The organism is Sedimentibacter acidaminivorans (assembly GCF_017873955.1).
Lineage (GTDB): Bacteria > Bacillota > Clostridia > Tissierellales > Sedimentibacteraceae > Sedimentibacter > Sedimentibacter acidaminivorans.
Map to the genome: position 1 here is coordinate 190,007 of NZ_JAGGKS010000005.1, position 13,435 is coordinate 203,441.

At 27.8% G+C, this 13,435-nt stretch carries 11 protein-coding genes; 7 read left to right on the plus strand and 4 right to left on the minus strand.

The genetic code is table 11. From position 1 onward, the window contains the following. Positions 1-57 precede the first annotated feature (57 nt). Positions 58-633 (minus strand): superoxide dismutase, encoded by a 576-nt coding sequence (locus J2Z76_RS09725; RefSeq protein WP_209511850.1) that lies wholly within the window; start codon positions 631-633, stop codon positions 58-60. A gap of 122 nt (positions 634-755) precedes the next feature. On the opposite strand from J2Z76_RS09725, the gene polA reads away from it, so the two are divergent. The 4 genes from polA to J2Z76_RS09745 are packed head-to-tail and all read left to right on the plus strand — an operon-like array spanning position 756 to position 5,591. Beyond that, a complete protein-coding gene (polA, locus tag J2Z76_RS09730) occupies positions 756-3,488 on the plus strand; it encodes a DNA polymerase I (RefSeq protein WP_209511851.1) in 2,733 nt (910 codons plus the stop codon). Beyond that, entirely contained in the window at positions 3,475-4,104 is a 630-nt protein-coding gene (coaE, locus tag J2Z76_RS09735) for a dephospho-CoA kinase (protein ID WP_209511852.1), read from the plus strand. The genes polA and coaE overlap by 14 nt, the downstream gene beginning before the upstream one ends. A 12-nt stretch (positions 4,105-4,116) precedes the next feature. Continuing rightward, positions 4,117-4,737, plus strand: coding sequence for a hypothetical protein (locus tag J2Z76_RS09740; RefSeq protein ID WP_209511853.1), 621 nt, complete (start codon positions 4,117-4,119; stop codon positions 4,735-4,737). 26 nt (positions 4,738-4,763) lie between these two features. Beyond that, on the plus strand, positions 4,764-5,591 hold the full coding sequence (locus J2Z76_RS09745) for a biotin--[acetyl-CoA-carboxylase] ligase (protein ID WP_209511854.1): 828 nt from the start codon (positions 4,764-4,766) through the stop codon (positions 5,589-5,591). Positions 5,592-5,633: 42 nt separating this feature from the next. Here J2Z76_RS09745 and J2Z76_RS09750 read toward each other — a convergent pair whose 3' ends face one another. Continuing rightward, a complete protein-coding gene (locus tag J2Z76_RS09750; RefSeq protein WP_209511855.1) occupies positions 5,634-6,125 on the minus strand; it encodes a hypothetical protein in 492 nt (163 codons plus the stop codon). A gap of 198 nt (positions 6,126-6,323) precedes the next feature. Here J2Z76_RS09750 and J2Z76_RS09755 point away from each other — a divergent pair, with 198 nt between their 5' ends. Next, complete coding sequence (locus tag J2Z76_RS09755) at positions 6,324-7,175, plus strand: class I SAM-dependent methyltransferase (protein ID WP_209511856.1); 852 nt, start codon at positions 6,324-6,326, stop codon at positions 7,173-7,175. 98 nt (positions 7,176-7,273) lie between these two features. On the opposite strand, the gene J2Z76_RS09760 is transcribed toward J2Z76_RS09755, so the two are convergent. After that, positions 7,274-8,545 carry a DHHW family protein gene (locus J2Z76_RS09760; RefSeq protein ID WP_209511857.1) on the minus strand — a complete coding sequence of 424 codons (1,272 nt, stop codon included), beginning with the start codon at positions 8,543-8,545 and terminating at the stop codon, positions 7,274-7,276. Positions 8,546-8,557: 12 nt separating this feature from the next. Then, a complete protein-coding gene (locus J2Z76_RS09765) occupies positions 8,558-9,865 on the minus strand; it encodes an MBOAT family O-acyltransferase (protein WP_342455035.1) in 1,308 nt (435 codons plus the stop codon). A gap of 365 nt (positions 9,866-10,230) precedes the next feature. Between J2Z76_RS09765 and J2Z76_RS09770 the strand changes: the two genes are divergently transcribed. Together J2Z76_RS09770 and csaB are read left to right on the plus strand one after the other, a co-directional pair. Then, positions 10,231-12,381 carry a DUF5693 family protein gene (locus J2Z76_RS09770; RefSeq protein WP_209511859.1) on the plus strand — a complete coding sequence of 717 codons (2,151 nt, stop codon included), beginning with the start codon at positions 10,231-10,233 and terminating at the stop codon, positions 12,379-12,381. Continuing rightward, positions 12,378-13,430: a polysaccharide pyruvyl transferase CsaB gene (gene csaB / locus J2Z76_RS09775; RefSeq protein ID WP_209511860.1), complete on the plus strand. Its 1,053-nt coding sequence runs from the start codon at positions 12,378-12,380 to the stop codon at positions 13,428-13,430. The genes J2Z76_RS09770 and csaB overlap by 4 nt, the downstream gene beginning before the upstream one ends. Positions 13,431-13,435: the final 5 nt, after the last annotated feature.

Here is a 13,435-nt window from a genome sequence, read left to right on the forward strand (position 1 = left end):
CATTTGTGAGTCCCCTTAAAATTGCAAGCAAATAAACATTACTTAAAATTATTTCAACTAATCTCTTTCATTAACAATTCTAAAATCTAGATTTTCAAAGAATGAGTCAATATATAGCCCTCTGTTTATTCCATAATCAATCATATATGCATGCTCATATACATCTAGCACAATTAATGGTTTTGCACATATGATTACACCATCATCATGTGAGTCTTGACCGTATATATAATAATCATCTGTGTATATATCATGGCAAAAAGTTACCCATCCACGCATAGACATGCCTATGCATTTAAATTTATCCTTAAAGTTTTTATATGAACCAAAGTTATCTATTATTATTTTTTCGATTTTTCCAGAAGGTGTAGTATTATTTCCAGTTAAGTTTCCAAAATATAGTTCATGAAGCTTAATAGAATCGATACAGAAAGTGGTTGCCTTTTCAGCAGATCTAATAGGACTATAATTTGAATTGCAGGTTGTAAACATTCCTTCTGATTCCATATTTTCATTTACCTTGTTTAGTGAATCTATATATTTTGTATATAAAGTATAGTGTTGACCAAGTTGTGCTGGAGTCATATATTTAACGTTTGAAAAATTAAATTGTTTAGGAATAAATTTTCTCATAAAAACCTCCAAATTTATTTTATATATAATTATATGTACCATAAAGGTAATAAATGAAAAAATACCTTTACCGTGAGTATATAAATTGATATAATTAAAATAATAACTCTAGGAGGAATTTAATGAACAATAAAATAATGATTTTAGATGGTAATAGTTTGCTCTTTAGAGCATTTTATGCAATGCCTCCTTTAAAGACAAAAAAGGGACAGTATACTAATGCGGTATACGGTTTTTTAAGTATGCTCTATAAACTTATAGATACATATTCTCCTGATTATATTTGTACTGCATTTGATCCTGAAAAACCAACATTTAGACATGAACAGTACAAAGACTATAAGGCAGGTAGGGCAAAGGCACCTAATGAACTTGTAGAGCAATTTAAGTTAATTAGAGATGTTCTTGAAGTACATAATATTAAGTGCATCGAAATCAATGGATTTGAAGCTGATGACGTAGCTGGAACGATTGCGTGTGAAGCTGAAAAAAAAGGTGCAGAGGTTTATCTTGTTACTAGTGATAAAGACTATTTGCAGTTAATAAGTGAAAATATTAAAGTGCTTCTAACTAAAAAGGGCGTAACAAATATTAAAGAAATGGATGAACAAGCAATTTCTGATGATTATGGGATATCACCAACGCAATTTGTTGATTTAAAAGCTTTGATGGGTGACCAATCAGATAATATCCCAGGAGTTATGGGAGTTGGAGAAAAGACTGCCCTTAAGTTGATACAGCAATATGGAAGCTTAGATTGCATATACGATAATATAGAAGAAATAAAGGGCAAGCTTAAAGAAAAACTTGAAGGGGACAAAATACAGGCATATATGAGTCAGACTCTTGCCAGAATAATTAAAGATATACCAATTGAATTTGATTTGGAAGAGTTTAGATTAATTGAGCCTGATGCTAATAAACTTATTGTGCTATATGATGAACTTGAATTTAGGAACTTTAAGAAGAGAGTAAAAGAAATACCTGAAATTCAAAATGATTCACAGATGTCTATGTTTGATTCAGTTTCAGATGGTGAAGAAAAAAAATTAGGTATAAATAATATTTCCACTAGCGAAGACTTGACTTATGTAGATAATAAAGAAGACATAGCTCAAATTATTCTTAAAGTAAAAAATAGTAAAAAGGTAGCAGTTAAGTTTCTTTTAGACGGAGAAAGGGCTTTATACAGCAACGCTGTTTGTTTAGGTATATCTGATTGTAAAGGAAGTATATTTTATATTGATTTTAATGAAGTAGAAGAGAAATTTGTTTTAGAAAGCTTGAAAGAAATTTTTGAATCTAAAGATATAATTAAAATCGGACATGGAATTAAAAGTGAAGTAATTTATCTTATGAAAAAAAGTATTTTTATAGAGAATATTGGATTTGATAGCGAGATAGGAAAATATTTACTTGATCCATCAGAAAGTTCCTATTCTATTGATAAATTAGCATATGAATATTTAAAAGTTGAAAACAGTACAGAAAACGAGTATTTAGGAACTGGAAAGAAAAGATTGTCATTTAAAGAGGTCGAGCAGGGTAAAAGCAAAGAGTATTTATTTAATTATCTAAATACCGTAGTTAAATTAGAAGAAAAAATGTGTTTAGAAATTCAAGAATTTAATATGACTAATCTTTTTCAGAAAATAGAACTACCATTAATTGAAGTTTTAGCATACATGGAATATGAAGGATTTAAAGTAGATTTAGAAATATTAAATAAATTAGGAGTACATTTTGCAGAAAAAATATCATCATTAGAAGAAAAAATATATATCTTGGCAGGTGAAAAATTTAATATTAATTCACCAAAGCAACTTTCGGTAATATTGTTTGAAAAGCTAGGATTAACTGTTATTAAAAAAACAAAAACAGGAATATCAACAAATGCTGAAGTTCTTGAAAAACTAAAATCAGAACATGAGATTGTAAGTTATATATTAGAATATAGACAGATGGTTAAACTTAATTCTACATATGTTGAAGGATTAAAATCCGTAACGGATATCAATACTAACAGGGTACATTCTATATTCAATCAAACCATTGCATCTACTGGACGAATTAGTAGCACAGAACCTAATTTGCAAAATATACCTACGAGAACAGACGAGGGTAGAGAGCTTAGAAAGGCATTTGTTACAGAAGATGGTTATGTTCTTTGTGATGCTGACTATTCGCAAATTGAACTTAGAGTTCTTGCACACCTTGCAGATGAAACTAACCTTATAGAATCATTTAAAAATGGCGTAGATATTCATACAAAAACTGCTTCAGAGGTTTTTAAGGTTAAAATAGAAGATGTAACATATGAGATGAGGAGTAGGGCAAAAGCGGTAAATTTTGGGATAGTTTATGGTATAAGTGATTATGGATTGAGTAGAGATTTAGATATACCTAGAAAGGAATCTAAAGTATATATTGAAAACTATCTTTCTTATTATAAAAATATTGAAAAATATATGAAGGACATTGTTGAACAAGGTAAGAAAGAAGGATATGTTGAAACATATTTTGGCAGGAGAAGATATATACCAGAACTTTCATCAAGAAATTTCAATATACGTTCTTTTGGTGAAAGAATAGCCCTCAACACTCCAGTACAGGGAACTGCAGCTGATATTATCAAAGCTGCAATGGTTAATGTTTATAATAGATTAAAAAATAATAAAATGAAGTCAAAGCTTATACTTCAAGTTCACGATGAACTTATTATCGAAACGCATTTATCTGAGTTAGAAGAAGTTAAAAAAATACTAAAAGAAGAAATGGAAAATGTTGTTAATGACTTTAAAGTTCATTTAGATGCAGATGTGAATGTAGGTGGTAGCTGGTATGAAGCAAAATAATAGACCACGTGTTATAATTATTACAGGAAGTATAGGAACTGGTAAGTCAACTGCAGTAAATATAATTATGGAAATGGGATATAAAGTTCTTGATTCTGATAAAATAGTTCATGATGGGTATAAACTTGGGAGAAAAATGCATTATGAAGTAGTAGACTACTTCGGAGATGAAATAATAAACTGTAACGGAGAAATAAACAGGAAAAAATTAGGTAAAATAGTGTTTAGTAATAAATCAAGTTTAGAAAAATTAAATGAAATTGTACATCGCTTTGTTGTTAAGGAACTTATCCTTGGGATAAAAAAATGCAATGAAAAAATTATTTTTTTAGATATACCTTTATTATTAGAAGAAAAAGATAATTTAGAGAAATATGGGTTAATATATGATGAGATATGGCTAGTTTATGTTAATTCAGATATACAAAAAGAGCGGCTTAGAAAAAGGGCAATAAGTGAAAACAAAAACCCTGAAGATGTATTAAATATTATTGATAAACAAATTTCTATAGAAATAAAGAAAACTATGGTGGATGAAGTAATATTTAATGAAGGTACAATAGAAGAGTTGCGTAAACAAATAGAAGAGTTGCTAAGTAAAGGACAAATAAGTTAGGAAGGTTAAATTATGAGTAGAAAAGGAACATTCGGAAGAAAAAAAAGAATAAATATTGTACCGATTCTTACTTTAATATTGGTATTAGTAATCATTGTAGTGTTGGGAGTAAAGATTTTAAGTCCAAATTACACTATTCCACAGATTGAAGAATTGAAATCAGTTGATATATTTAAAACAGAAGGTACTATAAGCACCATATCTTCGGTTGATACTAAAGTGTATTCAAATGATGGAATCAAGTATACAAATAAGCATGAAAATATATTAAGATTAAATAGTTTTAATAGCTCAATTCCAGAAGATACGGAAAAAATACAAACAGTTAAGTCTTTAATAGAAAAACTAGGAAATTTGGAAGAAATAGGAAAAGTTAAAGAACTCGTTTCTAAGCCAGATGGCTATTATTGGATAAATGTTAGTTTAACTACTGAAGAAAAAATGTTAGTATTTAATTCTGAAAAAGAATATAATTTTGATTTGTACTATGATATAGAAGAAAAAAATATATATATTAAAAATAAGTATTACGATGAATTTAGCACAAAAAACAATAAAGTTAAATTACTAGGATATAAAGTTAATGATGAGTATAAAAATTTAATCGAAAAATTAGCAGTAAAAACTAAATAGGTATAGTTTATTATTTGGAGGTAATTTTGAATTTAGAAGAAATTAATTTTACAAATATTAATGGTTGTTCAGATTTGCTCACAGCTGATAAAATAAATAAAAATTTAGATACACAATTTATAGGAAGAAATATAATTCACGTTGATACCATAGATTCAACAAATTCGTATGCAAAAACAATAGGTCCATCATGTGATGATGGGACTGTTATAACATGTGAAAACCAGGTAGAAGGGCGTGGCAGACTTGGGCGACAGTGGAAGTCACATTCCGGAAGTATATGTATGTCTATTGTATTAAAACCTGATATAGATATATCTCAAGTTTCTAAAATAACACAGGTTTGTGCAGCTTCTGTTTCATTATCACTAGATGAATTAAAAGTTGATGCTAAAATTAAATGGCCTAATGATTTAATGATAAATAATAAAAAAATATGTGGTATATTAACTGAAATGAATTCATATAAAAGTCATGTTAATTATGTTGTTATAGGAATGGGCTTAAATGTAAATAATGAAGATTTTCCAGATGAAATAAAAGATATTGCTACATCTATTTTAAGTGAGACAGGAAGGTATATAGAAAGAAGCATTATAGTTTCAAAAATATTGAACAATTTTGAAATTTTGTACAATGAATTTATAAATAATAAAAATTTTATATTAAGTTTAAATATATGTAAACTTAAATCAAACATAATAGGAAAAAATATAAACTTAATAAAAAATAAAGAAGTTACTAAAGCGAAAGCATTAGATTTAGGAGAAGAAGGGGATTTGATTGTTCAATATGAAAATGGTGAAATAGATTCAATAATATCTGGTGAAATTTCTGTAAGAGAAATTTTATGATTTTGAAGGGGATGCAATATACGTCCCCTTTTTTGTAAATAATTATTTTATTACTTCATAGGTACCTCTGACCATGAATATTGCGTAATCATTTGTGTAGACACCTCTACCATCACTTCTTGGTACAATTAACAGGTTGTTTGCTGGAACAGACATATCTGCAACAAAATCCTTACCCTTCGTCACATTTGTAAGACCACCTAGTTCGCTAGCTATAATAAAAGCTTCACCACCACGTAAAATTAATTCAGTACCTTCTTGTGCAATGAGCTTTTCATTAGTATGTATTTCTACAATTTCTAATTTAGGAGCATTTGATTGTTCACCATCGGACTTTAATTCGTCTTGTAAATTTTTAACTTGAGCACTTAAATTAGATATAGTATCAAGTTTATATTCAGAAATTAAGTTAGTTAGTCTCTGGTCTAAATAGCTTAAAACAACTATAGGATCACTGCTGTCACCAGGTGCGGCTGAAATTACCGTTGAAAGTAAAAGAGCAATGACAATTACAAAACCAATTATTTTTTTCAATATAACAACTCCTCATCAATATTAATTTATACGACATTATAACAGTAAATTCGACATAAATCAACCCCAAAGCACTAAGCAAAAGATAGGAAATACCATTGTGGTTATGCATACATACATCGTTTCTTTTTCTTGTATTTAATTTATTTCAATGATATAATTTCATATATAAAAACTAATGATTAAGTAGGTGTATTTATGAGTATTAAGGCAAAATTGTGTATAGCAATAAATAAATTATTTAAATTGCCAGTTCATCCTTTTAATTTAAGTAATGAAGGTAAAAAAACATATGCAGAGTGGCAATATGAAAAGGGAATAGATACTATTAAATTTTATTTGAAGTGCTCAACGACAGATGAAATGTTTAAAGATAAAGTTGTATTGGATATAGGATGTGGAGCTGGTGGCAAGACCATATTTTACGCTTCTCAAGGTGTAAAGAATATTACTGGAGTAGAAATACTTGAAAAGTATAAAGATGAGGCTGTACAATTAGCAAAAAAATATAATATGTTAGATAAATTTTCATTTGTATGTGCAGATGCTTCTAAAACTCCATTCGATGATGAAACTTTTGACACAATAATTATGAATGATGCTATGGAACATGTAGATGAACCCGAAAAAGTTTTAGATGAATGTTATAGAATACTTAAAAATGATGGAAAATTGTATTTAAATTTTCCGCCATACAATCATCCGTATGGCGCACATTTAAGCGATGCAATAGGAATGCCATGGGTGCATGTGTTTTTTAGTGAAAAAACACTTATAAAATCATATAAACAATTAGTTAAAGATTTACCGGATGGCAAGGATAGAATAAAATTTAGAATAGACAAAAGACAAGATGGAACAGAATACTTTTCATATATTAATAAAATGACAATAAATAGATTCCAGAAGATTATGCAAAAAAGTAAGTTTAATTTAGAGTATTATAAAGAGGAACCATTGAGAAATATTTTTAAATATCCTGCAAAATTACCATTTTTTAAAGAATTTCTTGTAAAAATGGTAGTATGTGTGTTAGTTAAAAAAAAATAATACTTTAACAGCAAAAAAAGAATATAGTAGGACAAAAAAAGGATCTGTTAAAATAATACTTTAACAGATTTTTTTAAAAATTAGAGTTGTTTGTTACATTATTTTATAAGATTTAAAACACTGTTTACGTAACTATCAAAGTTAGTAGTTAAAATATAGTTTAAAAACAATACTTCATCGATGCTGTTTTCATTGATTAAATCAATTATGTTTTCTCTGTAGTGCCTTGGATCTACAACATAAATTTCACTATAATTAGTAAGCAAAAATGGAATAAATGCATTTGCGTATGAATCCTTGATTACCATTATTTTTTTATCGCGATTTGCGTTAGTCTTGATTACTCCCAAAGGAAAATCTCCACCAATAAATACACCATATTTTTGGTCACCATCTATATATGATTTACTAATTACAGAGCCTTTATATGTCTTTTTCTCTCCAGTATCTTTATCATAATAATATACATTCATATCGCTTTTAGCTGGTGAGTTATAAAATATAACATTATCAGGGTTGTTGGTTACAGTCTCAGTGGGATTTACAGTTGATAGATGTCCTAAAAAACCAGTAGCTTCACCTAATGTGAACTTATCAAGTGGCAATGGATCAAAATTTGCAGCTTGAGCTAAACCAGTGTAGGCATAATATGCACCAAGTGCAGTCCAATGATGATCTGTTCTATAATATACATACTCATTGATGTGATTTTTAATAGGAGTATAAGCATCTACAGGTATTATTTTATCGGATAAATTGAGGTTAACAAAGTTTATTCCATCTATTTGCGAGTCTGACAAATCCTTATATTTTTTGTTGGTTAAAAACTCAACTTGAACAGGGGCAAGCAATGAATACACTCTTGCATCATTATTTAATTTACTTTGAAAAGTATTTATCATGTTAGCGTATGATTTGCTTTTTTCTTCATTAAATTTATACAATTCCATAACAGTATCATTTAGTATCAATAAATTACCCTTAGTACTTGCTTCAATAGTGCTATCTTTATCTTCATTGGTAGTATCATTTTCATTACTATTTCCACCAACATTTTGACCATCAAAATCAACTAAAGCAACTTCTTCAGCCCTTTTTATACCCTTTAAAGAGGCGATGTCTTTGCTTACCTTAACTAAATTTTCTCTAATTACAAAATTGTCAGCAAAGTAGTTTTCAAAATCTCTAGAATATTTGCCAGATAAAACTGATTCTACTGTTAAGGTAGGCTTTTTTGCTAGAGTTCTATTTTCAACTTGGGATACTGTTTTGTCCTTTGGTGAAAGCATATTAAAAATAGAAATAGCAAAAATTAAGAACATGAAAATACCTATATTAATGTAGAACATATATTGTTTTTTGCTGTTCATAAATATTCCTCCTTAAAATCTAAAATACAAAAATGGATTATAAGTTTGCCCTATAAGCATTATTGTAGCTATGATTAAAATAGTTGCGTTAAAAATTGCGTAAAGTACATAAGTGTGTTTACCCTCTAGATTAAATATCTCAATAAACTTACTGCCTAAAACTTTAAAAATAGGAGTACAGCACAAAAATGCAATTACTAAAAATACTATGTTGTTAAAAAATTCAACTTCAAATTTTATATCGTATAAAGCATTTTTACTGAATCCAAATAAAATTGAAATAAATTTAAGTGCTTGAGATAAATCTAAGAAGTAGAAAAATACCCAACCAACTGTAACAACAATCAATAAATAAATATGTGAAATAACAGATGGAAGCTTTTCGATTATTTTAGAAAGTATAGTTCTTTCTAGTAATAAAAATATACCATAATACAATCCCCAAAAAATAAAGTTCCAGCTTGCACCATGCCAAAATCCTGTTAACATCCATACAAATAATAAATTTCTAATAGAATGATGTCTGTTTCCTCCTAGAGGAATATAAACATAATCTCTGAAAAAACTGCTAAGAGAAATATGCCATCTTCTCCAAAAATCCTTGACATTCCTAGCTATATAAGGATAATTAAAGTTTTCCTTATAAGTGAAACCAAATAATCTTCCTAAACCAATTGCCATGTCAGAATAACCTGAAAAATCAAAATAAATTTGCAATGTGTAAAGTATTATTCCTAGCCAAGCACCTAAAACAGATAATTCACTAAAATTACTTCCAAGAAAAATAGTTGCAGTTTGTCCTGCTGTATTTGCAATAAGGACTTTTTTACCTAAGCCAATTATAAATCTATTTATACCATAGCTCATATTTGATGCAGTAATAACCCTATTGTCAATTTCATGTTCTATATCTTTATATCGAACAATTGGTCCAGCTATAAGCTGATGATATAAAGACATGTATAATAATAATTTATAGAATTTTTTTTGTGCAGGAACATCTTGTCTATAAACATCAACAACATATGAAATTATTTGAAATGTGTAAAAAGATATCCCGATAGGCAATCCAAATTTACTAAATCCAATATTTGTGTTCATTACTAAATTTAAGTTGTCCACAAAAAAGTTATAATACTTAAAATATCCCAGCAAACCTAAATCAATAAAAATGGCTAAAAAAAGTGAAAGCTTAGATTTAAAGTTTCCTCTATATTTATCAACTAACAATGCAAAAAAATAATTTACAAAACCACTAAATAATAGCACTGAAATAAAAAACGGTTCACCCCATGCATAGAAAAAAAGTGAAAAACTCAATAATATTAAATTTCTATAGGTGTTATTTTTACTCACAAAATAGAAAAAAACATTTATGGGTAAAAAAACATATAAAAAGACTAAACTAGAAAATATCATTATAACCTCCGTCTAAAATAGTTATTAGTCCAAGAAATAATATAACATTTAAAAATGGACAATGCAATATGAAAATAAATACAAGCTATTATTTAACGGTAAAAATACTTTTGAAGTGATATATATTCCTTTTAGAATGGATAAAAAGGAAAAATCCAGATTATAAATTATTGATTTTATATAATTAATGTGATATTGTTAAATATAGTTGTAAAAACAACATTAATATTAATTAATATAGTTGCAGAAGAAAAAAAGGAGACAAAATGAAAGTTAATAAAATTGATAAGATAGTGCTGTTGTTAATATGCATATCACTTTCTGTAGGACTAATTACAATTTATCAACGTGTCAACATTGAAAAACAATATAATACGGCGGAAATAGTTCTTGATTATGAGGAAATGTTAAAATTTTCAGAAAGTTCAGGTCAAAGTTTAGGTTGGTGGTTTGAAAATTTTAAGGATTATGGTGCAAATTCAGTAGCAATTCAAGAAGAAACTATTAATTTACTTATTAAAAAGGGGAAGTCATTAAGAGCGGATATAGTTTCAGAGATGATAAAAAACTATAATTGGGAAAATAATTATAGTGAAGAAGTTGTTTCAGAAATTAAAAATAATAATATAGATTTATATGATGCAATAATTACAACAAAAGACAAAAACTTGTATGAATACATAGTTAACGGTTTGGATGAAAGGTATTCTGAACAATTTTATAAAACATATAGCAGCAAAGATGAATATTACATAGTTTTAAATGGCAATATAGAGGATATATACTATGGAAATTCTGAAAAGGTAATAACCTTAGAGGGTAAAGGTGTATATGAAAATAGAAATATCGTAGATTCTAGACTTTTTAATATAGGAATAGGTTATGATGAAGAAAAAATAAACCAAGCTAAAAATTCGGGGTTAGATGTAGTTCTAAGACCTATTAATTATCCATCTGATAATAAAAAGTTAGCCGATGTGTTTATATCATCAAATGAAAAATTTGGTTTAGTGCCAAGATTGTACATAGTTCATGGAAAGGAGATTTTGGGATATCCTGAAAATGAAGATAAATTATTAAACTATATAAATGAATACAACATTGTACCAGTATTAATTGAGAGTGCTACTCAGAGAGAACATTTAGAACAAGATGGTTTAAATAAACTGGTAGAGAAATCAAATTACAATTCCTTAAGGGCCTTTACTATGTGGGATTACATAAGAGGTAGATATAAATACTATAATTATGAAGGTGCCGAAGAAATAGAAAATACAATGTTTAGAGCGATAACAGAAAGAAATATTAGAGTAATATATTTCAAGCCTTTCTTTATAGAAGAGGGAAGTTCTAAATATTTAACAAATGCAGATGAGTATAAAGATACATTTGACAGCCTAACAAGAAGGTTAGAAAAGCACGACATTAAACTTGGTCAAACAAAGTCAATTAATGAATTTCATATTGGTGCTAAAAGAATTTCAATATTGTCATTTGGGATAGTGTTAGCAGCTGTTTTCTTGTTCATTAAAATGTTTAATATTAAGAACAAACATTTTAACTTATTGTATTTATTTGCAGTACCAGGTGCAATAGTACCTATGGTAATGAGAAACATTGCAGAAAAAGGCTATGCATTGGTTGCAGCAGTAGTTTTTTCAGGAATTGCAATATATTATTTCATGACTAACATTAAAGATGTTTTTGATTCTTCAAAGAGTTATTCTAATATACAGCTAATGATTAAGTCTTCTATAATATTAACTATAAGTGTAATAATATCGTTGGTAGGAGCTGTTTTTGTTGATTCTATGTTAAGTGATGTACGTTATATGCTGGAAATGGATATATTTAGAGGAGTAAAATTGTCTCAAATTGTTCCATTTGGTGTATTTCTTGTTATATATTTAGTATATTTCTTGAATAAAAACAATGAAAATGCCTTTAAAAGTAGCATCAACATAGCAAAAACATTATTAAATAAAGATATAAAAATTTATTATGCTATAATTGCTGGTTTGATAGGTATAGTGGGTTACGTCTATATATCGAGAACAGGACATGAAACTAACCTTCAGCCTTCTAATATTGAAATGATTTTTAGAAACTTCATGGAAAATGTATTGCTTGCAAGACCAAGAACGAAAGAATTTTTAATTGCTTTTCCAGCTATTTTTGCAGCGGTATTTTCAGCAAATAAAAAATCTGATTTCTTTACAGGAATATTTATGTTAACTGCAGCAATAGGCACATCATCAGTTATAAATACGTTTTCTCATATTAGAACACCTATATATTTATCTGTTGCAAGAACATTTATTGGTTTAGGGTTTGGAATTATTATAGGATGTATCGCAATATTGTTAATGAATTATATTTATTTGTTACATAAGAAAATACAGGAGCGATTAAATTGAAAAATATTTTATTAGCAGGGTATTATGGCTTTGGTAATTTAGGAGATGAAGCAATACTTGAAATGGTATTAAAACAGCTCTTAGAAATAACTGATAAGGATAATATAACAGTGCTTTCAGGCAATAAAGAAGAAACCTCAAAAAAGTATAATATAAATACAATAGATAGAAACAATGTGGTATCTATAATAAATAAATTAAAAACCTCTGATGCATTAGTATTTGGAGGCGGTAGCCTTTTGCAGGATGTTACTAGTAATAGGAGCATTTATTATTATCTCTTTCTTATAAGACTTGCTAAGATTATGAAAAATAAAGTTATAATGCTAAGCCAAGGAATCGGTCCTATATTAAATGAAAATAGTAAAAAAATTACATCTAATACTTTAAATAAAGTAGATTATATAACTGTTAGAGATAAACAGTCCAAAGAATTTTTAGAAAATATAGGAGTAAATGAAAATCTTATTTCTTTATCAGCAGATCCTGTAATAAATTTTAGAGAAGAAGATAAATATGAAAAAAATTCCCAAGAGAAAAAAAGGGTTTGTTTTTCTTTGAGAAATTGGAAGAATTCAGATGTAAGTTGCAAAATAAGCCATGTTGCTGAGAGACTTATTAAAAATAATATAGAATGTCATTTTATACCTTTTTATTATAATGAAGATTTGGAACTCATTAATGAAATCAATGGTAATATTGGTGATGACGCTTATTACTATAAAGAAAGACTATCAACTAATGAAGCATATGATATTATAAAGGACATGAATTTATTAGTAGGAGTGAGGCTTCATTCTTTAATATTTGCTGCTTCTGCTGGAATACCATTTGTTGCGGTATCATATGACCATAAGGTCGACCATTTTGCAGAGAGTGTAAATATGAATGTCACATGTAGTATTGAGGACATAGATACAGAGCTTTTGTATAATGAAATATTAAAAAAGCTTCAAAATGAAGATGAAGAAAGAAAAAGTTTATCTGATAGTGTTGAAATATTAAGAGATACAATTAGTGTAAATTATAGAATTTTAAAAGAAATTTAATTGGA

Bases quoted from the DNA above. Each gene is read 5' to 3' on its own strand.
- coaE (WP_209511852.1), top strand. From the start codon at position 3,475: ATGAAGCAAAATAATAGACCACGTGTTATAATTATTACAGGAAGTATA.
- J2Z76_RS09740 (WP_209511853.1), top strand. From the start codon at position 4,117: ATGAGTAGAAAAGGAACATTCGGAAGAAAAAAAAGAATAAATATTGTA.
- J2Z76_RS09760 (WP_209511857.1), bottom strand. From the start codon at position 8,545: ATGAACAGCAAAAAACAATATATGTTCTACATTAATATAGGTATTTTC.
- J2Z76_RS09725 (WP_209511850.1), bottom strand. From the start codon at position 633: ATGAGAAAATTTATTCCTAAACAATTTAATTTTTCAAACGTTAAATAT.
- J2Z76_RS09755 (WP_209511856.1), top strand. From the start codon at position 6,324: ATGAGTATTAAGGCAAAATTGTGTATAGCAATAAATAAATTATTTAAA.
- polA (WP_209511851.1), top strand. From the start codon at position 756: ATGAACAATAAAATAATGATTTTAGATGGTAATAGTTTGCTCTTTAGA.
- J2Z76_RS09770 (WP_209511859.1), top strand. From the start codon at position 10,231: ATGAAAGTTAATAAAATTGATAAGATAGTGCTGTTGTTAATATGCATA.